The organism is Mesorhizobium sp. CAU 1732 (assembly GCF_039888675.1).
Taxonomy (GTDB): Bacteria; Pseudomonadota; Alphaproteobacteria; order Rhizobiales; family Rhizobiaceae; genus Aerobium.
This window is the reverse complement of the sequence record NZ_JBDQQR010000001.1, coordinates 269,356-294,055: the sequence shown is the minus strand read 5'-3', so window position 1 is coordinate 294,055 and position 24,700 is coordinate 269,356. Positions and strand designations below refer to the sequence as shown.

Sequence of the window (24,700 nt, the reverse complement as noted above, 5' to 3'; positions counted from 1 at the left end):
TATGTCGTGCCGATCTCAGAAAGGCTCGATATAGGCGCGCCTCGGGGGAAGGCTCGAGCTTTCAGGAAACGTTTCGAGCGTGTTTTTCAGAACATCGCGCGTCGTGGCCGGGTCGATCACGTCATCGTAAAGGAAGCGCGCTGCGGTTTCGAGAGACGAACCCGCATGCTGCATCTGGGCAAGCAGTTCCGCGCGGCGCGCGGCGCGTTCGTCCTCGTTCTCCATGGCTTCGAGTTCCCGCCCGTAGGCGATCTGAACCGCACCTTCGAGGCCCATGCCGCCATACTCCGCTCCCGGCCAGGCGAGCAGAACGGCGGGGCTCAGAGCCTGCGATCCCATGATATAGAAGCCAAGCCCATAGGCTTTGCGCAACACCACGGTCATGATCGGCACACGCGCATTCGCAAGGGCGGTGAGCAACCGCGCACTGCGTCTCACGATGCCGGTCTTTTCCGAATCCGGCCCCACCATCAGGCCGGGCGTGTCGCAAAGCAGCAAGACCGGAATCCCGAACGCATCGCATATCTGCGTGAAACGCGCCGCCTTGTCGGCCGCCTGCGCATCGATCGATCCGGCAAGATGCATCGGCTGGTTGGCGACGACGCCAACACTGCGACCGTCGATCCTGGCGAAAGCCGTGACGATGGACCTGGCGAAGTCGCGACGCAGTTCCAGAATCGAGCCAACGTCGCAGATACCCTCCATGGCGCGCCGCACATCGTAGGCGCGCCGGCGGTTTTCCGGCACGACCTCCCGAAGCACCTCGACATTCGGCTCGATCACCTCGGTCGAACGCGCCCCGAAATAGCCGAGATAGCGCTTGGCGGCTGCTATCGCTTCGGCCTCATCCTCGACGACGATGTCGACCACGCCCGCCGCGACATGAGCATCCAGCGGACCGATTTCTTCCGGCTTCAGCTTCACACCCATTGCGGCCTCGACAAGCGGCGGCCCGCCAAGCCCGATCGCGCCGTCGCGAATGCCGATCAGGCAATCGCACATGCCCGCGAGGTTGGCGTGACCGGCAAAGGCGCGTGACGGTACGATGCCGACCGTCGGCACCTGACCGGAAAGCTGCGCGAACAGCACGAACGTCTCGGGTGCCAATCGTCGTCCCGGTGCTCCGTCCTGAGGGCGAGCGCCACCACCGTCGAGCCAACAGATCACGGGCAGGCCAAGCTTTTTGGCGTGCGTGAACATGCGCGAGATCTTGATGTGGTTCATGTAGCTCTGGGAGCCGCCATAGACCGTGTAGTCGTACAGGACGAGATTCACCGACCGGCCGTCGACGCGTGCGGTACCCATCACCAGACCGTCAGCCGGTCCGTCCATGTCCGCGAAGACGGGCCGCACGAGCCCGCCATATTCTACGAAACTGCCGTCATCTGCGATGGCATCGAGCGCCTGTCGCACGGTCCAGCGTCCCCGGCCTGCCTGTCTTGCTGCCGCACCGGGACGAGCCGCATCCTGAAGATTCGCACGCGCATCGAGAATGGCGGCGAGTTCCGCCCGTATCTGCTTCTTTTCGGTCAACGCACTGCCACTCCGCGAGGTCACGTCTCGATGGTGAAGAGAAGCTGGCTCTCCGTCACGGTCTCACCGGTGCTGACCGCGATGGACCCGATACGGCCGGAAGCCGTTGCGACAACCGGAATTTCCATCTTCATGCTGGAGAGGATGATGACTTCATCGCCCTCCGCCACGGTGTCGCCTTCGTGCTTTTCGATGGCATCCACGACGCCGGCGATTTCGGATTTGATCGAGATGGCCATGCCAGTTTCTCCTTGGATTTCAGTCGCTTCGCGGCCGTCAGGCACCAAGCTTCTGGCGTTTGAGGCGGATGCCATGAGCCTCACGGTCCCATGTTTGTTCGGTCACACCCTGGTCGCGCAACAGGTTCTTCTGCACCTTCTGGGTCGGGGTGCGCGGCAAGTCATCCACAATGCGCACATAACGCGGCACCATGAAGTGGGGCAGCCTGGGCGTCAAAAATTCGATGAACTCCACCGGATCGAAGGCATGGTCGTCGCCCACCACGACGATGGCCATGACCTCTTCTTCGCCGATGCCGTCGCGGACACCGACAACGGCCGCCTCGCGCACGCCGGGATGGGCGGAAACCTCTGCTTCCACCTCAAAGGATGAGATGTTCTCGCCACGCCGCCGAATGGCGTCCTTCATTCGGTCGACAAAGAAGAAATTGCCGTGTTGATCCTGACGAAAGGCATCTCCCGTATGGAACCAGCCGTTACGCCACGCTCTGGCGGTGGCGGCATCATCCTTGTGGTAGCCGTCCGAAACGGCCCATGGCCGGTCCGCGCGCACGACAAGTTCGCCAACCTCGCCCGGTGCGACCTCGCAATCGTTGGCATCCACGATGCGGGCAAAGTTTCCCTCGCGAAGCCTGCCGCATGTGCCGAGCGGCTCCGGATAGACCTTGGAGACGATCGGCGCGCTGATCTCGGTCATGTTGAAGAGTGTGTAGATCTCGCAACCGAAACGCTCGCCAAACGCCCGGGCATCCTCGACCAGCGGGATCATGAGCGCCACGCGCAGCGACGTATCCGCCGAGCCGCCGCGGCCATTGCTGATCAGCGGCGTCATCGAGCCGAGCAGTGTCGCCGCCGTTGCCCCTGTCTCGCGGATGACCTCCCAGAAGGTGGACGCTGAAAAGGCATCGACGACCGCGATGGAACCGCCGCGGATGAGCGCCACATAGGTCGAAACAGTGCCGCCGACATGAAAGAGCGGAAGGTTGACCAGATAGCGATCGTCAGAGCTCATGAAGGAATAGGGCTCGGCCGAGACCGAGTAGAGATGCACATAGGATGACCGCACGCCCTTGGACGGGCCGGTGGTGCCCGACGTGTACATGATGCATTGCAGGTCCCAGGGCATGATCGGGCGCGATGGCGCTTCAAGGGCGGCGGGATCGCCGTCAAGTGCACTTTCGTCGCGCAGGCGTAGGCCGGAGAGGCCGTCGATTGCGCCCTTGAGGCACACGATCGTCTCCAACCTTGCGGTGTCGACGCCGGCCAGCCGTCCGACGAGGTCCCCATGGGCGACCATGACACGCGCATCCGAATTGTCGATGATGTGCTCGAGGATCTTGCCGCGATAGGCCAGATTGATAGGCACGCAAACCGCGCCCAGATAGTTGATCGCGAACCACACGCGGATGGCATCCGGCCCGTTCGGCAACCAACTGACGACATGGTCTCCCTGCCCTACGCCGAGCGCCTGAAGACCGGCCGCCGTTTTCCTGACTTCGGCAAGTGTCTGCGCGTAGGTCCAGGACGAACCATCGGCAAAGCGGGCGAACGTTTTTTCCGGTCGATCACGATCCCAGCGCTCCAGGAGGTTGCGGAGCACGCAGTCGTTCGCGGTCGGCACGCGCGTATCGAAAAAATCCGTGCTCATCGGGTCGCTGTCCTGCTCTAAGCTCTCACGCAATCGATACATCGCCCATATAGGCCTGCCGGATCGCCTTGGAGTTCTTCAGGTCCTCCGGAGGGCCTTCGGCAATCATCCGGCCACCCTGGATCAGATAGGCGCGATCGACAAACTCCAGCGAACGCTCCACCACCTGTTCCACAAGCAGGATTGACACGCCCTGTGCCCGAATCTGCCCCATCTTGTCGAAGACTTCCTCGATGAGGATGGGCGCCAGTCCCGTCGACGGCTCGTCAAGCATGACGACGGCGGGCTTTCGAATGAGAGCCTGCGAAATGGCGAGCATCTGCTGCTGTCCGCCCGACAGCGAGCCCGCAGGATCGCCGGCCTTGTCCTTGAGGATGGGAAACAGCGCGTATTGCTCCTCGAACCGTTGGCCGGTTTCCACGCGCGACAGCGCCATGCGCGACAGGCCAAGCTCGAGATTGTCGGCAACGCTCAGCTTGCGAAAGATGCGGCGGCCTTCCGCAACGTGCGACAAGCCCTTTTTTACGATCGCTTCCGGGTTGAGCCCGGCGATGGACTCTCCCATCAGCAGGATATCTCCCGCGCTGGACCGGATCAGGGCGGAAATCGCACGCAACAGGGTGGACTTGCCCGCGCCGTTGGCTCCCAGAAGCGCCACAGCCTCGCCACGACCGACTTTCAGGCTGACATCGTGGATGACCGGCACGGCGTTGTACCCGGCGGACAGGTTCTTGACTTCGAGAATCGTTTCCGGCCGGGTCATTTGGCGCCACCCATATAGGCGGCAATGACAGCCGCGTTCTGGAACACTTCGCGCGGCGTGCCGGATGCCAGAACGCTTCCGCGATCGAGCACGGTAACATGGTCAGCGACATTGGCCACGAGGTCGATGTGATGCTCAACCATGACGAGCGTGATGCCGAGACGCCGCACTTCCTTGAGTAGATCGCCGAGGCGGTCGAGTTCGCCAAGCGACAGTCCGGCGGCTGGCTCATCGAGAAGGATGATGTTTGGATGCGCCATCAGCGCGCGTGCAATCTCGGCCAGGCGCTGCTGGCCATGAGTGAGTTCGGCGGCTGGCAGATCGTCCAGATGATCGAGGCCAACCAGCCTCAAGAGCCGATGGGCCTCCGCGACGATCTCCTGCTTTTCGCGGCGAGCACGCGGCAGCGACAAAGCAATCTCGAAGGTCGTCGCCTTCTCTCGCGTGTAAGCGCCGAAACAGGTGTTTTCGAGCAGCGTCAACTCGCCGAGAAGTTTCGGCGTCTGGAAGGTGCGCTGAATGCCGAAGCTTGCAATCGTGGCCGGAGACCGACCCACCAACGGTTTGTCGTCAAGGCGGATCGTGCCGCCCGATGCCGGATAGAAGCCCGACACGATGTTGAGCAGGGTGGTCTTTCCCGACCCGTTGGGGCCGACGATCACATGGATGCTGCCCTTGCTGGCGTGCAGACTCACGTCGTTGAGCGCCTTCAATCCACCGAAGTTCTTCGAAAGCCCGTCTACGGTGAGCGCCGCACCTTCTACGGCCTTGGCTTCCTGCGTTGCTTCCGACCCGCGGGATGCGACGGTCTTTCTTGTGCGTCCACGTCGGGTGAACGCATGCAGACCACCGGCCAGGCCGGCAGGAAGGAACACCGAGAAGGCAAGCAGGCCCGCTCCGAACACGATCATGCGATACTCCCGCAGGACGGTCAGAAGCTCGGGCAGGACGTAGAATGCCAGAACGCCGAACAGTGGGCCCGCCAGCCGCCCAGGGCCGCCCAGAATGACGATGAAGAGGAACAGGATCGAGAAGTCGAAGGAGAACTCTTCGGGCGTGACCACGATCTTGGCGGCCGCGTAGAACGCACCCGCCAGACCCGCACAGGCGCCCGAAAAGGCGAAGGCAAAGAGGCGCATCCGGGCGGACGACACACCATTCGCCTCTGCGCCGACATTGCCGTCCCTGAGCGCGTGGAGGGCCCAGCCGATGCGCGAGTCGATGAGATTTGCGATGATCCACCAGAGCAGTGCCGCAACGACGATGAGAATAGCGAAGAAGCCGCCTTGTCCGGTGATGGGGCCAATCTCCGGCGAGGGCACGCCTATGACGCCGGAATATCCGCCGGTAAAGTCGCGCAGGTCGACGAGCATTCCCGGCACCATCATGGTGAAAGCGATGGTGACGAGCACGAAATACCACGAGGACAAGCGCAGCGCGGGCAATCCCATCAGAACGCTGAAGAACATGCCCGTGACGGTGGCAAGAACGGCGGCGGGCCAGAAATTCCAGCCATAGTTCACGGTGGCGATGGCGGCGGCATAGGCGCCGACGCAGACCAGAGCGCCATGCGCGATGGAGATGATGCCGGTGTAGCCGGTCAGGACGTTCAGCCCCATCGAGGCGATCAGGTAGATGACAGCGAATGTGAACAGCGTGGTGTAGTAGCTGTTGGCGAAGCCAAGCGCGATCGGCACACCCGCCGCGATGATGCATAATATGACGGTCGGGCTGATCTGAAAACGGCCATGCAGGATGGCCTGCGGCAGGCTTTGCGCGCTCATCAGACAGTCCTTCCCGGCGCGCTGCCGAACAAGCCGAACGGCCGGATCAGCAGGACGAGCAGGAGTACCGCCAGAAGCAGCAATTGCCGGTAGCCGGTGGTCAGCATGATCGAGCTCAGGCTCTCGATGCAGCCGATGAAGATGCCGCCGAGCAGCGTGCCCCAATTGCTGCCGACGCCGCCAAGCGCCATCGCCATGAACCCCTTCACTAGAAGCAGCAGGCCAAGCGAGGTGCTGGCCAGAACGAGCGGTGCGGCCAGAATGCCGGCGAACGCGCAATAGGCCGCACCCGCCATGAAGGACAGCATGGTGAGATGGAACGGATTGATGCCGTTCAGGCGCGCTCCGTCGCGATCCTCGGACACGGCCGAAATCGCCTTACCGACGAGCGTCTTGCGATAGATGTGTTCGACGATGAAAATGCTCAGCACGACGACGGCGACGACGGCAAGCTGATGCGTGTTGAAGGATATCGGACCGAGAAACCTGGTGTCGAGGCTCAAGCCCGGAATGGGCGGCACAAAGCGCGGGTCGGCGTGAAAGACCTGGTCGGCGATGTTGATGATGATGATCGAAAAGGCGAGCGTGCTGATCAGCCAGCCATGATGATGCGAGCCGGCCTTGAAGTGCGGGGCAACTGCGACGCGTTCCTCGAATGCGCCGAGAAGGCCCATTGCAAGCATGATCACAGCAGACCCGACGACCCAGCCCACGGAAAACTGCGTCATCAGAACCCAACCGAGCATGGCGCCCAGCATCACGAACTCGCCCTGCGCGAGATTGAACACGTTGGTCGGCTTGTAGGCGATGTTGAGCCCGACGCCGACCATCGCATAGATCGAACCGATGGCGATGCCGTTTACAAGCAGGGCGAGAAAGTCATCCAGAAGCATGTCGGATTTTCCTGTGCCGCCTGAAGCATCGGATCGAAACCTGGATTTCGTATCCGACGCCCAAAGCAAAGTGTTGGATCGTCCCGTGTGCGCCCGAAGCGCGCGAGAGCGATCTAGCCGCGTGGCCTGAACAGGCCCTGGGACGAGAGAAGCAGAGGACTTTCCGGCGCGAAGACCTGCGCCATCGCCGCAGCTTCCGGACCATAACAAGTGTGGTTTTCCGCCGTGAAATTGATCTTGCCATAGATGCCGTCAAAGCCGCTCAATGTGTCGAGATAGGCCTTCACCCGATCAGTATCGACGGATTTCGTCTCCTCGATTGCGTGTTTCAGCACATGCAGGAAGTCGTAGTACGGACTTGTGGCTGCCGGTGGCAGAGAACCGGGTGCAAGTCCCAAGCCAAGCACCTTGTCGACATAGGCCTTGACGCGAGCATCCGGCTCCTCGCCCTCCACGAAGGTCAGCGCCTGATAGGACGCAGCGTAGGCGTCAGGATAGCGGGCTTCAGCGGGCACCGCCTGATCGGCGGAGGCAAAGACGAGGCCCGTATGGCCGACCACCGTTGGCTTCCAGTTCAAGCGCTGCAGGCCGACGAAAAGCTGCGTCACATCGATATTGTTGGACACGAAGCAGCATAGCGCCTCGGCGCCCGCGCTGCGCAGGGCGCGCAGAAATGGCGTGAGGTCCGTAGAACGCAATGGCGAAATCTGCTCTCCCACGAGCTCAAGGCCCTTTGCCGGCAGTTCGGTCTTGCATGCCGCCAGTACCGACGTTCCGGCCGCCGAATCCTCGACCAGAACGCCGATCTTCTTGAATGGAGTCTTGGCCAGATACTCGGCATATTTCACCGCCTGCGTACTGACGTGATAGCCGCACTGGTAGTGATAGGGATATCGTGTGCCGTCACCGCCCTCGCTTGCCGTGATGTAGCCGCACTGGATGATCTTCGCAGGCGTTGAAACCGCCAGCGAGGCAAGTGTCTGCGAACTTCCGACGGGCCCGACGACAAACTTGACGCCCTGATTGATCAGTTCGCGCATCACGATCGGCTCGTTCGCTGGCGCGCCCGCATCGTCCACTTCAACCTTCACCAGCTTGCGGCCCAGAACACCACCGGCCGAGTTAATCTCCTCAAGCGCGATATCGCCCGCCGCGTAGAGCGCCGCGAAGCTGGAGGCGAGCGGACCGGTGAGCGGACGCACCCAGCCGATCTTGAGGTCTTCCTCCGCGAACGCCCGTCCGACGATTCCGGGCATCGCAAGCATTGCGGCAGTGCCGACACCGGCTTTCAAAAGGCTGCGTCGCTCGATGGAAGCGCCGAAAATTTTTCCGAATCCATTGTTCATGTCGTGTTCCTCCGATGCGACAAAGCCGATGCGTTTTCCGCACATGTTTGGCGGAACTGTATGAGGCGCAAACTTGGTTGGGACTTGCGCAAATTCGCTATCGGAGTGCCTGTTGCCTACAGCCAATCTGCACAAGTCGCGTGCTTTGTGAGGACGGTATTCTGCGGAAAACCGGATCGTTGTCTCAGGAGGAGCACTCATGACCGTCTTCACCGCATCGCGCCATCCCGTGTTGGTCGAAGCATTCGAGCATGCCGCCCTCCGCGGCACAGCCGGCAAGATCGCGCTGGTTGCCGCGGGGTCTCTGGCGCTCACGCTTTCGGCCAAGTTGGCGATACCGTTCTATCCGGTTCCCATGAGCTTCCAGACCCTTGTCGTCCTGGTTCTGGGGGTCGCGTTCGGGCCGCGTCTGGCTGTTGCCGCCGTACTATTCTACCTGATGCAGGGAGCTGCCGGTTTGCCGGTCTTCGCAGGGTCACCCGAGCGCGGCGTCGGACTTGCCTACATGACGGGACCGACGGGCGGATTTCTGGTCGGCTTTGTATTCGCCGCCGCCACGACGGGCTGGCTTGCGCGCCGCGGATGGTCGCGTTCGGTTCCCGGGATGGCCCTTGCCATGGCGGCGGGAACGGTCGCCCTCTATGTTCCCGGCATTCTATGGCTCGGCTTTCTGATCGGCTGGGACAAGCCCGTTCTGGAGTATGGCCTCTGGCCGTTCCTCTATGGCGATGCGCTCAAGCTCGCCATCGCTGCCATCGCCGCGCCCGCCGCGTGGCGGGTGGTCGATCGCATGCGCTGACGGAATCCCGAGACGGGGTGAAGAGATGGCTTTTCAGAACCCGCTTCCCGTTCCTGTCCTCCCACCGCTTGCCGAGCGCACCGTACCGGCCGTGATGGCCCGCGCTCTCGCGGCCAGTCCCGACAAGATGGCGGTGCGCGACGAGACCCGTGCGCTGTCCTATGCGGCGCTCAACGACGAAGCGCTCGGACTTGCCGGTGGAATGGCGCGCATGGGTGTCGAAATTGGCGAGACGATGCTGCTCATGCTCGACAATCACGTCGACTACGCCGCCTGCTGGCTCGCGCTGTCGCTGACGGGGCGCGTCGAGGTGCCGGTGAACACAGCCTATCTCGGCTCGATTCTCGTACACGTCATCAACAATTGCGGTGCGCGGGCAATGATCGTCGAAAGCGGCTATGTGCAGCGCATCGCCGACATTGCCGACCAACTGACAGCTTTGTCTGACATCGTCGTACGCGGACCGTTGCCTCAGGTCGAATTGCCGCCGCATATACGCCTTCACGCCTACGGCGATCTCCCTGCCGCGCCCGTGTCGGTTGAGAAGGTCGAACCGTGGGACCTTATCGGGATCATGTACACGTCGGGTACGACGGGGCTTTCCAAAGGGGTGCGCGTGACCCACGCCCACGCCTATGGTTACTCGACGCCGGAGGTCTATGGCGCCGTGTCGGCGGACGACACCACGCTCGTCGTGCTTCCGATGTTTCATATCGGGGGCCAGTGGAAGGGGGTCTACAACGCCCTGATCGCCGGGGCATCCGCGGTCATCCTCCCGCGCTTCCGGGCAACCCGGTTCTGGGACGACGTCCGGTTCTACGGGTGCACCTACACGCTGGTGCTTGGCGTGATGGGCGAGTTCCTCTACGGCCAGCCGCTCGATCCGCAGGATCGGAACCATGGGCTGAAGCGCATCGCGATGGTTCCGGTCATCAGCGATCTGGAAGGGTTTCGCGCGCGGTTCGGCATGGAGGCGATCAATTCCGCCTATGGCTCGACCGAGGCTTCCGTCGCGTTGCTCTCCCCGCACAATGGCGCGGAACCGGGCAAGATCGGCTGGTGCCGCCCCGATTTCGAGGCGCGCCTGGTGGACGAGAACGACATCGACGTGCCGCTCGGCAAAGCGGGCGAATTGCTGCTGCGCGCCCGTGAGCCATGGGTGATGATGAATGGCTATCACGCCATGCCGGAAGCGACGGTGGAAGCGTGGCGGAACCTCTGGTTCCACACCGGCGACACGATGAAGCAAGATGAGCGCGGCATGTTCAGCTTCGTCGACAGGTCGAACGACGCGATACGCCGGCGCGGCGAAAACATTTCCAGTTTCGAGGTTGAACGTGAAGTTGCCAGCCATCCGGCCGTCTCCGAATGTGCGGTCATTGGGGTGTCCAGCGCCGCCACCGAACACGACATCAAAGCCTGCATCGTTCTGAAAGCCGATCTCCAGGCGACCCCCGAGGAACTGATCGAGTTCTTGCGGCCGCGGCTGCCCTATTTCATGCTGCCGCGCTACATCGAGTTTCTGGATGCGCTGCCGCGCACACCGACGGAGAAGATCCGCAAGCAGGAATTGCGCAGCGCTGGTGTCACCGAAACAACCTGGGATGCCGACACGGCAGGCATCTCGCTGAAAGCAGGTTCATGAACAAGAATTCCGACGTGATCTCCAGTCTCGAGGCAGTTCAGGCCCGGCGCTATGCCGGTCGTGACGAGGCCCGGCCGGACGCGATCGCGCGCCAGCACGCACTGGGCAAGCTTTCGGCACGGGAACGCATCGCGCTGCTTCTGGACGACGGCCGGTTCGAGGAGAGCGGCGCGCTGGTGGAACCGGGCCGGGACACGTTCGACACGGAAGACCTCCAGGCCCCAGGCGATGGCGTCATCACCGGATTTGGCCAGATAGAGGGGCGGCCCGCCGCCATCTGCGCGTTCGATTTCACCATTGTCGGGGGCTCCAACGGCGCACGCGCCGAATACAAGGTGTTGCGGCTCACGGCACAGTGTCTTCAGCATGGCTATCCGCTCGTCATGCTTCTCGACGGCGGCGGACACCGCATTCAGGAGGGATTGGACAGCCGCCATTTCGCGCGCGGAACGCCGATGTTCCAGACCTTCGCCGATCTTTCCGGCTGGGTGCCGGTCGTCGCCGCGGTCATGGGACCGGGCTTTGCGGGGCCCTCCAATTTCGCCGCACTCGCCGATTTCGTTGTGATGGTCGAAAAGACATCGACCATGGGCATAGCCGGCCCGGCGCTGGTCAAGGCGGCAACCGGCGAGGATGCCACCAAGGATGAACTGGGGGGCGCGGCGGTCCAGGTCGATCAGGCCGGCATTGCCGACATGGTGGCAGCCGACGATGCGGCCGCCCTGGGGCTGATCCGTCATTACCTGTCCTATCTGCCATCCAATGCGAGCAAGGCCCCCCCCATCGTCAACACGGGCGATCCAGCCGACAGGCGCGAGGACGCCCTTCTTGCCATCGTACCGGAGAACAGTCGTCGCGCCTTCGATATGCGCAAGATCATCACGATGATCGCGGATACGGGAAGCGTCTTCGAAATCAAGCCGACCTATGCGAAGAACATCCTGACCGGTTTTTGCCGCATGGACGGTCGCGTCGTCGGCTACATCGCCAACCAGCCGATGCATATTGGCGGCACGCTGACTGCGGCCGCTTGCGAAAAGGGCGCGCATTTCATTTCGCTCTGCGACGCATTCGGCATCGCGCTTCTGTACCTGATCGACGTACCCGGCTTCATGGTCGGCAGCATGGCGGAGCGGACCGGACTTGCGCGACGCAGCGGGCGGCTGATCTTCGAGCTCGGCCAGGCGACGGTTCCCAGAATTTCAGTGGTAATCCGCAAGGGCTATGGCCTCGCCTATGTGGCGATGGCCGGCGGACGCAGTTTCGACGCCGATCTCTGCGTCGCTTGGCCAACAGCCGAGATCTGCGCCATGTCGGTGGAAGGTGCCGTCGATGTCGCCTATCGCAAGGCAATCGAGCACGCCTCCGATCCGGCGGCGCACAGAACCGCGCTGATTGATCGCTTCCGCAGCCAGTTGGGTTCTCTGAGGGCCGTCGAGGCATACGGCATCGACGACGTGATCGATCCGCGCGATACGCGCAGTGCGATTATCACAGCTCTTAGCCGAACCGGGGACCGCAAGATGGCGCTTGCACGATCACCGCGCAAACATCCCATCTCACCCTGCTAGGCCATGCCGGAAACTGCTAGGCTTTCGTTGACGATTCCATGGCGATCCGCGAGTGCGCGCAGACCCTGCATGAAGGCGTCGGGTGCGGGCAGGAACCCTCCGTGAACAGGCTCGACGAGGATGGCGGCGACTCGGTCGGGCGCAATTTCGGTCGATTTCCATTGAGCAAAAGACGCCTTGTCATAACATTTGCTCGTTTCCGGTAGTTGACGCCAGGTCATCGCGCGTCCAGATTTGCCCGCGCCGTCGAGATGGCGATGGCGCGGGAAGGAAGAACGCATGAATACGGTTCGCGATGCGAACGCTGCGAGACTTGACGATGCGGCGCGTGCTGGCTGGCTGTACTATGTAGCCGGCAACACGCAGGATCAGATCGCAATCAAGCTCGGCGTGTCCCGGCAATCGGCGCAGCGGTTGGTGTCGCTCGCCGTGGCCGAGGGCCTGGTGAAGGTTCGCATCGACCATCCGATCGCCACCTGTCTCGATCTTGCGGAACGGCTGCGCCAGCGCTTCGCCTTCGATTTCATCGAAGTCGTGCCGAGCGACCCGTCTTCGGTATCGACGACGCTGGGGGTCGCCGAGGCCGCGGCGGCGGAGATCGAGAAACGTCTCTCCGCGCCGGAGCCGATCATCATGGCGATGGGCACCGGACGGACGCTGAAAGCGGCGATCGAGCGGCTGCCCGCAATGGAATGCCCGCAGCACAAGGTCGTCTCGCTCACCGGCAACATCGCACCCGATGGTTCGGCCGCATTCTACAACGTCGTCTTCACCATGGCGGACAAGGTCAAATCCCGCAGCTTCCCGATGCCGTTGCCGGTCATCGCCTCGTCGCGGGCGGAACGCGAACTGCTGCATGGACAGGAATTGATGCAGGCCACGCTTGCGCTTGCGGCGCAGGCCGACATCACCTTCATCGGCATCGGCGAGTTGGGCGTAAACGCTCCGCTTTACGAAGACGGCTTCATCACCCTGGCGGAACTGAAGGCGCTGCAGAAGGCCGGCGCGGTTGCCGAAATCGTCGGCTGGGCGTTCGATCGCGACGGGCGCCTGATCGAGGGCATCACCAACGACCGCGTCGCGTCCGCCGGCATTCCTTCTCGGGAGAAGTCGCTGGTCATCGCGCTGGCCATGGGCGAGCGAAAGCTGCCCGGCATCTTCGCGGCAGCCAATCGCCGCCTGATCAACGGGCTCATCACGGATGAGCGGACCGCCGCCGGTCTGCTCGATCTATAAAGCCGCACATCAGCGCCGCCGCCTGATCGTTGCCGTGTCGAACACCCCGATGTCCCGCTTGAGATAGTCCGGGAGACGGCTCACGCTTTCCCGTCTGCGCTTCAGGCTTCCCGCGAGGCTCACGATCCTGCACAACCACACGGACCAGCGGGTGCGCGGGTCCGCGTGCTTATGGGTGCACTCCCGCGTGCTGACCATTGCCATCGATTTCACCTTGATCTTCTTATGTCCAAGGCGTTCTATTTCTGCCTGATCGCCGGTGATTGCCAACAAAACGGCGATGGGTACGCATAAGGAGAATTTATCCATGGCGGATCAGCGCCTGCCGCCTCTGACGGCCATCCGTGCGTTCGAAGCTGCTGCACGACACGGCAGTTTCACCAAGGCCGCCGAGGAGCTCGGCATGACACAGGCAGCCGTGAGCTACCAGATCAAGCAGCTCGAGGAGCGCGTCAGGACGCCGCTCTTCCTGCGTCGGCCCCGTCAGGTGGAATTGACCGAAGCGGGACTGCGCCTCGCGCCGTCGGTGACGCAGGCCTTCGACATTCTGGGGGCCGCCTTCACGACGATGCGGCGCGCGTCAGGCGAGCATCTGGCAATCTCGACCGTTCCCACCTTCGCGTCTAACTGGCTCGCGCAGCGGCTTGGGGCGTTCCAGATGGCACATCCGCGCCTGTCGGTGCGGCTCGACACGTCGTCTCATTTCATCGATTTCGCGCGCGAGGAGATGGACGTAGCGATCCGCGTGGGCAGGGGGCAGTGGCCCGGGCTCGTGTCGCACATGGTCGAGCCGGTCCGGTTCACGCCGATGCTGACGCCCGACCTCGCGGCCAGCATCGGCGGGGTGCGTGAACCCGCGGATCTGCTGCGTCTGCCGATCATAGGTCCCGGCGATCCATGGTGGCCCCAATGGCTGAGCGAAGCGGGTGCGCCGACCGACGACCTGGCGGGCCGGCCGCAAACGCAGATGGGCTCGCAGATCAGCGAAGGGCGCGCGGCGCTGGCGGGACAGGGCGTCGGGATGCTGACGCCGTTCTATTTCAAGGCCGAGCTGGACTCGGGCCGCCTCATCCAGCCCTTCGATCTGGTTTGCGAAAACGGCCACGCCTTCTGGCTGGTCTACCCGGAAGCCCGGCGCAATGTCCCGAAAATCGCGGCCTTCCGGACGTGGCTGCTCAACGAGATTGCCCGCGACTGACCCGCCGCGCTCCGATTTCCCTCATCTGCGAACACACCGACAAGACTGCGCGGGCGGCCATGCTGCGGCGCAGCATCGAATCGGCCTTGACTTCGCATGGCTGCGGCTGAATATTTGCCCATCGTACAAGCAAATGCTCATCATGGTTTCTAGGGAGGATGTCCATGGCACTTCGAACTGTATTGCTGGGCGCGTGCTCGGCACTCGCTTTCACCGGCTACGCATCGGCGGAAACGATCACCATCGCCACGGTCAACAATGGCGACATGATCCGCATGCAGAAGCTGACCGAAGACTTCACCGCCAAGAACCTCGACATCGAACTCCAGTGGGTCACGCTGGAAGAGAACGTGCTGCGCGAGCGCGTCACGACGGACATCGCCAGCAATGGCGGCCAGTACGACGTGATGACGATCGGCAACTACGAAGTGCCGATCTGGGCGAAGCAGGGCTGGCTGACCGAACTCAACGGCCTGGGCGACGACTACGACGTCGACGACATCCTGCCGTCGATCCGCGGCGGGCTCTCCGTCGACGGCAAGCTCTATGCCGCACCTTTCTACGGCGAATCCGCGATGATCATGTATCGCACGGATTTGTTCGAGGCTGCCGGTCTCGAAATGCCCGAGTCTCCGACATGGGAGTTCATCGGCGAGGCCGCCCGCAAGATCAAGGCGGACAACCCCGACGTGAACGGCATCTGCCTGCGCGGCAAGGCCGGCTGGGGCGAGAACATGGCCTTCATCACGGCACTGACGAACTCCTATGGCGGACGCTGGTTCGACGAGAACTGGGCGCCGCAGTTCGACCAGCCCGAATGGAAGAACGCGCTGCAGTTCTACATCGACCTGATGAAGGATACCGGCCCGGCCGGCGCCTCATCGAACGGCTTCAACGAAAACCTGACGCTGTTCCAGCAGGGCAAATGCGGCATGTGGATCGACGCCACGGTCGCCGCGTCCTTCGTGTCCAATCCAACGGACTCGACTGTGGCAGACAAGGTCGGCTACGCGATTTTCCCGGATACGGGCAACGGCAATCACGGCAACTGGCTGTGGTCGTGGAACCTCGCGATCCCCGCCAGCTCGCAGAAAGCGGAGTCGGCGCAGAAGTTCGTCGCCTGGGCAACCAGCAAGGCCTACACGGAACTGGTCGCCGAGAAGGAAGGCTGGGCCAACGTGCCGCCCGGCACGCGCACCTCGCTCTACGAGAATGCGGAGTATGAGAAGGAAGCGGCCTTCGCCGCACCCACGCTCGCGGCGATGAACGCGGCCGACATCACCAAGCCTTCGGTCAAGCCGGTTCCCTATACGGGTGGCCAGTTCGTCGCCATTCCCGAATTCCAGGGTCTCGGCACGACGGTCGGCCAGCTGTTCTCGGCGGCACTCGCCGGTCAGATGACGGCCGACGACGCCCTGGCACAGGCTCAGAACGTGGCGACGCGCGAGATGACCCGCGCCGGCTACATCAAGTAGGCGTCCTCCCGGAGCCTAGGCCGTCCGGCTTCGGCCGGGCGGCCACCTTCCCGACTCACGACATCGATGCTGCTCCAACGGCAGGGTGACAGCCATGGCCACGCGACAGACACGAACGCTTGCGCGCTTCATGATGGCGCCCGCGGTGATCTTCCTCCTGATCTGGATGATCGTGCCGCTTTCGATGACGATCTGGTACTCGTTCCAGAACTTCAACCTGCTGAACCCGGCAGGGCGCGGCTTCGCCGGCTTCTTCAACTACGTCTATTTCTACACCGACCCGGCCTTCTTCCAGGCGATCTGGAACACGCTGCTGATCGTCGTCGGCGTGCTGCTGATCACGGTCATCGGCGGCATCCTGCTCGGCATGCTGCTCGACCAGCCGATCTTCGGGCAGGGGATCGTGCGCATTCTCGTGATATCGCCGTTCTTCGTCATGCCGCCGGTCGCGGCGTTGGTGTGGAAGAACATGATCATGCATCCCGGCTACGGGGTGTTCGCCGACATTTCGCGCTTCTTCGGGCTCCAGCCCGTCGACTGGTTCGCGCAATATCCGCTGTTCTCGATCATCATCATCGTGGCCTGGCAGTGGTTGCCTTTCGCGACGCTCATCCTGCTGACCGCATTGCAGTCGCTCGACGAGGAGCAGAAGGAAGCCGCCGAGATGGACGGCGCGGGCTTCTTCAGCCGCTTCTGGTATCTGACGCTGCCGCACCTGGCGCGGGCGATCACGGTCGTGATCCTGATCCAGACGATCTTCCTGCTCGCCGTTTATGCGGAAATCCTGGTCACCACGAATGGCGGACCCGGCTACGCATCCACCAACCTCGCCTTCCTGATCTACCGCACGGCCCTTCTGTCCTACGACGTGGGTGGTGCATCGGCAGGAGGCGTCATCGCGGTCATCCTGGCCAACATCGTCGCCATCTTCCTGATGCGCGCCGTCGGCAAGAATCTGGATCGGTAGGAGCGACCCATGGCACGCAAGGTTTCGACACAACGCAAGGTCGTCGCCACGGCGGCGGCCTGGATCGTGGCGCTGATCATCTTCTTCCCGATCTTCTACATGGTCGTCACGTCCCTGAAGACGGAAGCCGAGGCGATCTCGGGCATCAGCCTGATCCCGTCGGGCACCTTCGAAAACTATTTCGAAGTGCAGTCGCAGCGCGACTATTTCAAGCCGTTCATGAACTCGGTGATCATCGCGCTCGGCTCGACGTTCCTCGCGCTCCTGATCGCCATCCCGGCCGCGTGGTCGATGGCATTCTCGCCGACGAGGCGCACCAAGGACATCCTGATGTGGATGCTCTCGACCAAGATGATGCCGGCCGTCGGCGTGCTGGTCCCGATGTTCCTGATCTTCCGCGACACCGGCCTTCTCGACACCAGGCTCGGCCTAACGATCGTTCTGACGCTCATCAACCTGCCGATCGTGGTGTGGATGCTCTACACCTACTTTCGCGAGATACCGGGCGAGATCCTCGAAGCCGCGCGCATGGACGGGGCGACGCTCTGGGGCGAAATCCTCTATGTGCTGACGCCGATGGCCGTGCCGGGCATCGCCTCGACGATGCTGCTCAACATCATCCTGGCCTGGAACGAGGCGTTCTGGTCGATCCGGCTCACGGCTGCCAACGCCGCGCCGCTGACGGCCTTCATCGCCTCGTTCTCGAGCCCGCAGGGTCTGTTCTGGGCCAAGCTTTCGGCAGCATCGACGCTCGCCATCGCACCGATCCTCATCATGGGCTGGTTCTCGCAACGCCAGCTGGTTCGCGGCCTGACGTTCGGCGCGGTCAAGTAGAAGCGCGGGAGGGACCCATGGGAAACATCACGCTCACCAACGTCAAGAAGTCGTTCGGATCGACCGAGATCATTCCGGACATCAGCCTCGATATCGCGGATGGGGAGTTCGTGGTCTTCGTCGGCCCCTCGGGCTGCGGCAAGTCCACTTTGCTGCGGCTGATCGCAGGTCTCGAGGACACGTCGGGCGGCACTATCGCCATCGACGGCAACGATGTCACCGACGAGGCGCCCGCCAAGCGGGGACTGGCGATGGTGTTCCAGTCCTACGCGCTCTATCCGCATATGAGCGTCTACAACAACATCGCCTTCCCGCTGAAGATGGCCGGCATCGACAAGGACGCGATCGACAAGAAGGTGCGCGGCGCCGCGGCTACGCTCAATCTGACCAACTATCTCGAACGGCGTCCCGGCCAGCTCTCGGGCGGACAGCGCCAACGCGTCGCCATCGGCCGCGCGATCGTGCGCCAGCCCAAGGCGTTCCTGTTCGACGAGCCCCTGTCGAACCTGGACGCGGCCTTGCGCGGCACGATGCGGCTCGAAATCAGCGAACTCCACCACCAGCTCGCGACGACGATGATCTACGTCACGCACGATCAGGTCGAGGCGATGACGATGGCCGACAAGATCGTCGTGCTCAACGCCGGCAATATCGAGCAGGTCGGCTCCCCGCTCGATCTCTACAAGACGCCGAAGAACCTGTTCGTGGCGGGCTTCATCGGCTCGCCGAAGATGAACCTGATCGATGGTACGGAGGCTGCCAAGCACGGCGCGAAGACGATCGGCATCCGGCCCGAGCACCTCAAGCTTTCCACGACCGAGGGAGCCTGGAAGGGCACGGTGGGTGTCGCGGAGCATCTAGGCTCCGACACGTTCCTGCACGTGCAGGCGGACGGCCTTGGTCAGATCACGGCGCGCGGGGACGGCGAGTTTTCGCTCCACCACGGCGACTCGGTCTGGCTCACGCCGGACCCCGCCAAGCTGCATCGATTCGGCGACGACGGCGAGGCCATCTGATGCCGCGACTTGCCGGAAAATCGGCCATCGTCACCGGTTCGGCACGCGGTATCGGACGCGCCTTCGCGGAGGCCTATGTGCGGGAGGGCGCCACGGTCGCCATCGCCGACATCGATTTTTCCCGCGCGCAGGATACTGCACAGGAAATCGGTGATGCGGCTTATGCGGTGCGGCTCGACGTGACCGATCAGGCTTCGATCAATGCTGCGATCGCCACCGTGGAGGTGCAGGCCGGCGGTATCGACATCCTGATCAACAACGCCGCGCTCTTCGACATGGCGCCGATCGTCGACATTACGCGCGCGAGCTACGACAAGCTTTTCGCCGTCAACGTCGCCGGCGCGCTGTTCACGATGCAGGCGGTCGCCAGGTCGATGATCGCGCGCGGACGCGGCGGCAAGATCATCAACATGGCGAGCCAGGCCGGCCGTCGCGGCGAGGCGCTCGTCGGCATCTATTGCGCGACCAAGGCCGCGATCATCTCACTGACGCAGTCTGCGGGCCTCGACCTGATCCAGCATGGCATCAACGTCAACGCGATCGCCCCCGGCGTGGTCGACGGCGAACATTGGGATCACGTCGACGCCCTGTTCGCACGGCATGAGGGCCGCGCGACCGGCGAGAAGAAGGCGCTCGTCGGCGCGTCCGTCCCGTTCGGTCGCATGGGCACCGCGCAGGATCTGACCGGAATGGCGATCTTCCTCGCCACGGCGGAAGCCGACTACATCGTCGCGCAGACATACAATGTCGACGGCGGGAACTGGATGAACTGACATGACGACGAAACTCTCGCTCGCCACGATCGATGCGCTGCCGGGCGATGTCGGCCGGCCGTCCTACAGCCGCGACCGGCTTTCCGCCGGCATTGTGCATTTCGGGGTCGGCAATTTTCACCGCGCGCATCAGGCGGTCTATCTCGACGATCTGTTCAATGCGGGCGAGGACCATGACTGGGCGATCGTCGGTGCGGGCGTTCTCGACGCCGAGCGCGCCGGCCGGGACAGCCTTGCGACACAGGATTGGCTGACGACCGTCGTCGAACAGGATGCGGGCCACATGGTCGCCCGCGTCACCGGCGTGATGATCGATTTCCTGGAGCCCGGCGATACCGAGACGATCGTGACGCGCCTCGCCGATCCCGCGATCCGCATCGTTTCGCTGACGATCACCGAGGGCGGCTATTTCATCGATCCCGCTTCGGGGCACTTCAATCCGGCTCATCCGGCGATCGCGGTCGATGCCACGAACATCGCCGCTCCGAAGACCGTCTTCGGCCTGATCCTCGCAGGCCTGATGCGGCGGCGCGATGCGAGCATCGCACCGTTCACCGTCATGTCGTGCGACAATATTCCGGGCAATGGCCATGTGACGCAGGATGCGGTGGCGGGTCTCGCCAGCCTCATTGATCCGGACCTCTCCGCCTGGGTGCGTTCCGACGTGGCGTTTCCGAACGGCATGGTCGATCGCATCACACCGGCGACGACGAACCGCGAACGCACGATGCTGCGCGATACGTTCGGCGTGGACGATGCCTGGCCGGTCTTTTGCGAGCCGTTCCGGCAATGGGTGCTGGAAGACAATTTCCCCTCCGGGCGACCGGCGCTCGAAAAGGCCGGCGTGACCTTCGTCGATGACGTCGCGCCTTGGGAATTGATGAAGATTCGCATCCTCAATGGCGGCCACGCGGCTATTGCCTATCCGGCGGCCTTGATGGACATTCATTTCGTGCACGAGGCGATGCAGGAGCCGCTTATCGCGGGGTTTCTCGCCAAGCTCGAAAACGAGGAGATCATCCCCGTCGTGCCGCCGGTTCCCGATACCGATCTCGGCGAGTATTTCGCCCTGATCGAGCGGCGCTTTTCCAACCCGACGATCGGCGACACCATCCCGCGCCTGTGCCTCGACGGATCGAATAGGCAGCCCAAATTCATTCTCCCCTCCGCAGCAGATCGCCTCAAGGCAGGCCAGAGCGTCACGGGCCTGTCGCTCGTCTCGGCGCTGTGGTGCCGCTACTGCGCGGGAACCAGCGATTCAGGCCGCGAGATCCCGCCCAACGACGCGAGTGCGGCGAGGCTGAAAGAGGCCGCACTGAAGGGGAAGGACGACCCAAACGCGTTTCTGGCGCTTTCGGATATTTTCGGCGATACAGGCACGTCGCCGGTGTTTGCCGAACATTTCGCCCGCAATCTCAGGTCGATCTGGGAGCGGGGCACCAGGCAGACGCTCGAAGACTATCTTGCCGGAACGCTCTGACCGGCCCACGAACCGGTAAGGCCTTGCATGCAACTTCCTCTTGTCATCTTCGATTGCGACGGCGTTCTGGTCGATAGCGAGCCGATTTCGATCGCGGTTCTGCGCGAGGTGATCGCGAGCGAGGGGTACGAAGTCGATGAAGAAACCGCCTACCGGCTCTTCCTCGGTCGATCGATGACGACCATCAGCACCACCCTCGCCGAGCAGTTCGGGCTGAACTTCACCGAGCAGCACCTCGCCGTCATCAGACAGCAGCTCTTCGAGCGGTTCCGTGCCGATCTGAAGGCGATCGACGGCATTCGCGACGCCCTTCTGGCCCTGCCGAATCCGCGCTGTGTCGCTTCCTCCAGCAAGCCGGAGCGGATCAGATTCTCGCTCGAGGTCTGTGGCCTCTTGGACTTGCTCGAACCGAACATCTACAGTGCGACCATGGTGAAGAACGGAAAGCCCGCGCCCGATCTTTTCCTGCACGCCGCGTCCCAGATGGGCGCGCACCCGCAGGATTGCGTGGTAATCGAGGACAGTCCGGCCGGCATCGAGGCCGCGAAGGCTGCCGGAATGCGCGTCTTCGCCTTCGCCGGCGGCTCGCATGCCACGGCGGGCGGGCTGATCGTCGCGTTCGACCGATTGCAACCCGACGTGATCTTCGACGACATGCGCACCCTGCCCTCGCTTCTGGGCCACCCGGTGGTGCGGTGACGGGCGGGCTCGTCTGCGCTGTCGATGTCGGAACCGGGAGCGCGCGCGCCGCGATCCTGGACCGGACCGGCAGCCTGCTCGGGCGCGGCGAACATCCCATCATGATGCACCGGCCGAACGCGGATCACGCCGAGCACGATTCGGAAGACATCTGGCGCGCGGTCTGCGCGGCGGTGAAAACCGCGCGCGAGGCGTCGGGGGCAGACCCTGCGGATATCGTGGGCATCGGCTTCGACGCAACCTGCTCGCTGGTCGCCCGCGACAAACGTCAGCAACCGCTTACGCTTTCAACGACCGGCGATCACCGCTGGGACACGATCGTCTGGCTCGATCATCGGGCCATCGACGAGGCGGACGAATGCACAGCGACCGGGCATGGCGTGCTCGCCCATCTCGGCGGCGCGATGTCGCCGGAGATGCAAACGCCCAAGCTGATGTGGGTGAAGCGCAACCTGCCCGAAAGCTGGCAGGCCGCCGGTCACTTCTTCGATCTCGCCGATTTTCTCACCTTCAGGGCCACCGGCAATCTCGACCGGTCGCAATGCACGCTCGCCTGCAAATGGAACTATCTGGCGCATCAGCAGCCCGGATGGCAGCGCGACTTCTTCGCCGCCGTCGGTCTCGACGATGTGATGCAGTGCGCGAACCTGCCCGAGAATGCCCGTCCGGTCGGCAGCGATCTCGGCCCGCTTTTGCCGGATGCCGCCGCCGATCTCGGGCTCTCGACGCACTGCCGAGTCGGCACCGGGCTGGTGGACGCCTATGCCGGCGCGCTCGGCGTGCTGGGCGGCTTCGCATCCGACCGCCACGAAATCGAGCGCCACATGGCGCTGATCGCCGGCACGTCGAGCTGCGTCATGGCCATGTCCACCGAAGCGAAGTCCTTCACCGGCGGCTGGGGCCCGTATCTGGGCGTCACGCTGCCCGACCTCTGGATGATCGAAGGCGGCCAGTCGGCGACCGGCGGGCTGCTCGACCATCTCATCCGCTGGCACGGCGCCGGCGGCGAGCCCGACGCCGCCATGCACCGCCGCATCAGCCAGCGCATCACGGCGCTGCGCGAGGCGGACGGCCCGAACCTCGCGAACCGGCTCCACGTACTGCCCGATTTCCACGGCAACCGTTCGCCGCTGGCCGACCCGCATGCCGTCGGCGTCATTTCGGGCCTGTCGCTCGACGCATCCTTCGACAGCCTGTGCAAACTCTACTGGCGCACCTGCGTCGGCATCGCGCTGGGCGTGCGCCACATCCTCGACACGCTCAACGAAGGCGGCTTCGTCATCGATACGCTGCATGTGACGGGCGGACACACGCGCAACCCCCTCCTGATGGAGCTCTATGCCGACGCAACCGGCTGCCGCGTGGTCGAACCGCTCGCCGACGAAGCGGTGCTGCTCGGCTCGGGCATGGTGGCGGCCACCGCTGCCGGGCTTTACCCGTCGCTCGCCGAAGCATGCGTGGCCATGCAGCAGGGCGGCCGCGAACGCACGCCTGACCCTGCGGCGCGCGAACGGTTCGACCGCGACTACCGCGTGTTTCTGGAGATGCACCGGCAGAGGCAGGTGCTGGACGCGATGTGAGAAGAGTTCTGCATCCGTTCAAAACGCCTTGAAGGTCAGTGTCGTCAGCGAGCGCACGATGCCTGCTATGTTGGCGACGTTGTCGTTGATGAATTTGCCGATATCGACGCCGTCCTCGATATAGACCTTCATCAGGAGATCGTAGTCGCCGCTGGTCGAGTACAGCTCGGAGGCGACTTCGCGCCTGAAGAGTTCGTCGGCGACCTCGTAGGTCTTGCCCGGCGAACACTGTAGCTGCACGAAAACCGGTCTCATATCTTGTCCTCGACTCCAGAACTCATCGCACGCCAACCGATGCGACGGGCATCGGTTGCAGACTCCCGCCTCGGCCTCACCCTGTCAACACGGTTCTGGTGAGCGGGTGGTCGGGATCGGCGAGGCCGTCGATGATTGTGAAGTGATGCTTGTCCGCCTCCTCGACGATCATCGTCTGCGCGCCGAGGCCGGTCCAGATATTGGCGAGAAGCGCGTTTTGGCGGATGAATTCGGCGCGTTCGCCAGCGCCAACCCAGCAGGCGATGCGCGCGCCGTCCATCGGCGTCAGGAGGACGGGGCTTTCGGCCAGGGCCTCGGCATCATCGATCTTCAGATCGGCATTGGTGGCGATGTTCATGATCGGCCGCAAATCGTGGACGCCCGAAATCGAGACGGTGGACACGATGCGGCTCTGCACGTCCGGCTTGAGCGGCGAGGTCGTGGTGATCATGCGCGAGACGAGATGGCCGCCGGCCGAATGGCCGGTCAGGTGCACCGGACCATCGACGAGGCCGGCTGCATGCTCGATCGCGGCCGCGACCTCCCTGACGATGCCGGCGATGCGGATGTCCGGGCAGAGGGTGTAGGACGGCATCGCCACCGCATAGCCGTGCGCGAGGGGCCCAGCCGCCAGATGCGACCACAGGCTCTTGTCAAGGCGAACCCAGTAGCCGCCATGCACGAAGACGACGAGACCTTTTGCCTTGCCCTTGGGCAGGAAGAGGTCGAGGCGGTTGCGCGGCTTGTCGCCATAGGGGATGTCGAGCTTTGCGCGCCCTTCGCCCGAGAGCCTGTCGCGGAAGGTTTTGGCGGGCTCTACCCACAGATCCGGCCACCGGTCGCCGCCCGCGATGTTCGGCCCGTTCGCATAGGCGTCGTCCCAATCGTCGATGCTGCGGTAGATCATGCTCAACTCCCCTGAAGCCCCACGCCTTCCATCGCGCGGCGCTATCACTCTGTCCAGTC

General features: G+C 63.4%; 24 protein-coding genes. 13 read left to right on the top strand and 11 right to left on the bottom strand.

Going from position 1 to position 24,700, the window contains the following annotated elements; genetic code table 11:
- Positions 1-15 precede the first annotated feature (15 nt).
- From AAFN55_RS01550 to AAFN55_RS01520, 7 genes are all read right to left on the bottom strand, one after another.
- Positions 16-1,533, bottom strand: a complete 1,518-nt coding sequence (locus AAFN55_RS01550; RefSeq protein WP_347797129.1) for a carboxyl transferase domain-containing protein — start codon at positions 1,531-1,533, stop codon at positions 16-18.
- A 20-nt stretch (positions 1,534-1,553) separates the two neighbouring features.
- Positions 1,554-1,772 carry an acetyl-CoA carboxylase biotin carboxyl carrier protein subunit gene (locus AAFN55_RS01545; RefSeq protein WP_347797128.1) on the bottom strand — a complete coding sequence of 73 codons (219 nt, stop codon included), beginning with the start codon at positions 1,770-1,772 and terminating at the stop codon, positions 1,554-1,556.
- Positions 1,773-1,809: 37 nt separating this feature from the next.
- Positions 1,810-3,420: an AMP-binding protein gene (locus tag AAFN55_RS01540; protein WP_347797127.1), complete on the bottom strand. Its 1,611-nt coding sequence runs from the start codon at positions 3,418-3,420 to the stop codon at positions 1,810-1,812.
- A gap of 25 nt (positions 3,421-3,445) precedes the next feature.
- On the bottom strand, positions 3,446-4,183 hold the full coding sequence (locus AAFN55_RS01535; RefSeq protein ID WP_347797126.1) for an ABC transporter ATP-binding protein: 738 nt from the start codon (positions 4,181-4,183) through the stop codon (positions 3,446-3,448).
- Positions 4,180-5,967, bottom strand: coding sequence for a branched-chain amino acid ABC transporter ATP-binding protein/permease (locus tag AAFN55_RS01530; protein WP_347797125.1), 1,788 nt, complete (start codon positions 5,965-5,967; stop codon positions 4,180-4,182). Before AAFN55_RS01530 ends, AAFN55_RS01535 begins: the two co-directional genes overlap by 4 nt.
- Entirely contained in the window at positions 5,967-6,860 is an 894-nt protein-coding gene (locus AAFN55_RS01525; RefSeq protein WP_347797124.1) for a branched-chain amino acid ABC transporter permease, read from the bottom strand. The genes AAFN55_RS01530 and AAFN55_RS01525 overlap by 1 nt, the downstream gene beginning before the upstream one ends.
- A gap of 113 nt (positions 6,861-6,973) precedes the next feature.
- A complete protein-coding gene (locus tag AAFN55_RS01520) occupies positions 6,974-8,206 on the bottom strand; it encodes an ABC transporter substrate-binding protein (RefSeq protein ID WP_347797123.1) in 1,233 nt (410 codons plus the stop codon).
- A gap of 199 nt (positions 8,207-8,405) precedes the next feature.
- On the opposite strand from AAFN55_RS01520, the gene AAFN55_RS01515 reads away from it, so the two are divergent.
- From AAFN55_RS01515 to AAFN55_RS01505, 3 genes are read left to right on the top strand one after another with little or no spacing between them, the layout of a single operon-like run.
- Positions 8,406-9,005, top strand: coding sequence for a biotin transporter BioY (locus AAFN55_RS01515; protein ID WP_347797122.1), 600 nt, complete (start codon positions 8,406-8,408; stop codon positions 9,003-9,005).
- Between the two features lie 25 nt (positions 9,006-9,030).
- Positions 9,031-10,650 carry an AMP-binding protein gene (locus AAFN55_RS01510; RefSeq protein WP_347797121.1) on the top strand — a complete coding sequence of 540 codons (1,620 nt, stop codon included), beginning with the start codon at positions 9,031-9,033 and terminating at the stop codon, positions 10,648-10,650.
- Complete coding sequence (locus AAFN55_RS01505; RefSeq protein ID WP_347797120.1) at positions 10,647-12,221, top strand: carboxyl transferase domain-containing protein; 1,575 nt, start codon at positions 10,647-10,649, stop codon at positions 12,219-12,221. The genes AAFN55_RS01510 and AAFN55_RS01505 overlap by 4 nt, the downstream gene beginning before the upstream one ends.
- Here the strand turns inward: AAFN55_RS01505 and AAFN55_RS01500 are convergent.
- Positions 12,218-12,502: a hypothetical protein gene (locus tag AAFN55_RS01500; protein WP_347797119.1), complete on the bottom strand. Its 285-nt coding sequence runs from the start codon at positions 12,500-12,502 to the stop codon at positions 12,218-12,220. The two genes, AAFN55_RS01505 and AAFN55_RS01500, sit on opposite strands and share 4 nt — an antisense overlap.
- Here AAFN55_RS01500 and AAFN55_RS01495 point away from each other — a divergent pair.
- On the top strand, positions 12,501-13,457 hold the full coding sequence (locus tag AAFN55_RS01495; RefSeq protein ID WP_347797118.1) for a sugar-binding transcriptional regulator: 957 nt from the start codon (positions 12,501-12,503) through the stop codon (positions 13,455-13,457). The genes AAFN55_RS01500 and AAFN55_RS01495 overlap by 2 nt on opposite strands.
- 9 nt (positions 13,458-13,466) lie before the next feature.
- Here the strand turns inward: AAFN55_RS01495 and AAFN55_RS01490 are convergent, their stop codons facing one another.
- Positions 13,467-13,766 (bottom strand): hypothetical protein, encoded by a 300-nt coding sequence (locus tag AAFN55_RS01490; protein ID WP_347797117.1) that lies wholly within the window; start codon positions 13,764-13,766, stop codon positions 13,467-13,469.
- On the opposite strand from AAFN55_RS01490, the gene AAFN55_RS01485 reads away from it, so the two are divergent.
- The 9 genes from AAFN55_RS01485 to AAFN55_RS01445 all read left to right on the top strand — a co-directional run bounded on the left by AAFN55_RS01485 (position 13,765) and on the right by AAFN55_RS01445 (position 23,479).
- Positions 13,765-14,655 (top strand): LysR substrate-binding domain-containing protein, encoded by an 891-nt coding sequence (locus AAFN55_RS01485; RefSeq protein WP_347797116.1) that lies wholly within the window; start codon positions 13,765-13,767, stop codon positions 14,653-14,655. The genes AAFN55_RS01490 and AAFN55_RS01485 overlap by 2 nt on opposite strands.
- Positions 14,656-14,819: 164 nt before the next feature.
- Positions 14,820-16,130, top strand: a complete 1,311-nt coding sequence (locus AAFN55_RS01480; protein WP_347797115.1) for a sugar ABC transporter substrate-binding protein — start codon at positions 14,820-14,822, stop codon at positions 16,128-16,130.
- A 94-nt stretch (positions 16,131-16,224) separates the two neighbouring features.
- Entirely contained in the window at positions 16,225-17,097 is an 873-nt protein-coding gene (locus AAFN55_RS01475) for a sugar ABC transporter permease (protein WP_347797114.1), read from the top strand.
- Positions 17,098-17,106: 9 nt separating this feature from the next.
- The gene (locus tag AAFN55_RS01470) at positions 17,107-17,931 is read left to right on the top strand and encodes a carbohydrate ABC transporter permease (protein WP_347797113.1); all 825 of its coding nucleotides are present in this window, start codon (positions 17,107-17,109) and stop codon (positions 17,929-17,931) included.
- 17 nt (positions 17,932-17,948) lie between these two features.
- Complete coding sequence (locus AAFN55_RS01465; RefSeq protein ID WP_347797112.1) at positions 17,949-18,947, top strand: ABC transporter ATP-binding protein; 999 nt, start codon at positions 17,949-17,951, stop codon at positions 18,945-18,947.
- Complete coding sequence (locus AAFN55_RS01460; protein WP_347797111.1) at positions 18,947-19,720, top strand: L-iditol 2-dehydrogenase; 774 nt, start codon at positions 18,947-18,949, stop codon at positions 19,718-19,720. The genes AAFN55_RS01465 and AAFN55_RS01460 overlap by 1 nt, the downstream gene beginning before the upstream one ends.
- A 1-nt stretch (position 19,721) precedes the next feature.
- Positions 19,722-21,200, top strand: coding sequence for a mannitol dehydrogenase family protein (locus tag AAFN55_RS01455; RefSeq protein WP_347797110.1), 1,479 nt, complete (start codon positions 19,722-19,724; stop codon positions 21,198-21,200).
- Positions 21,201-21,227: 27 nt separating this feature from the next.
- Positions 21,228-21,899, top strand: a complete 672-nt coding sequence (locus tag AAFN55_RS01450) for an HAD family hydrolase (RefSeq protein WP_347797109.1) — start codon at positions 21,228-21,230, stop codon at positions 21,897-21,899.
- Positions 21,896-23,479 carry an FGGY-family carbohydrate kinase gene (locus AAFN55_RS01445; RefSeq protein WP_347797108.1) on the top strand — a complete coding sequence of 528 codons (1,584 nt, stop codon included), beginning with the start codon at positions 21,896-21,898 and terminating at the stop codon, positions 23,477-23,479. The genes AAFN55_RS01450 and AAFN55_RS01445 overlap by 4 nt, the downstream gene beginning before the upstream one ends.
- Before the next feature lie 18 nt (positions 23,480-23,497).
- Here AAFN55_RS01445 and AAFN55_RS01440 read toward each other — a convergent pair whose 3' ends face one another.
- On the bottom strand, positions 23,498-23,734 hold the full coding sequence (locus AAFN55_RS01440) for an Lrp/AsnC ligand binding domain-containing protein (protein ID WP_347797107.1): 237 nt from the start codon (positions 23,732-23,734) through the stop codon (positions 23,498-23,500).
- A gap of 76 nt (positions 23,735-23,810) precedes the next feature.
- A complete protein-coding gene (locus tag AAFN55_RS01435; protein ID WP_347797106.1) occupies positions 23,811-24,641 on the bottom strand; it encodes an alpha/beta hydrolase in 831 nt (276 codons plus the stop codon).
- Positions 24,642-24,700: the final 59 nt, after the last annotated feature.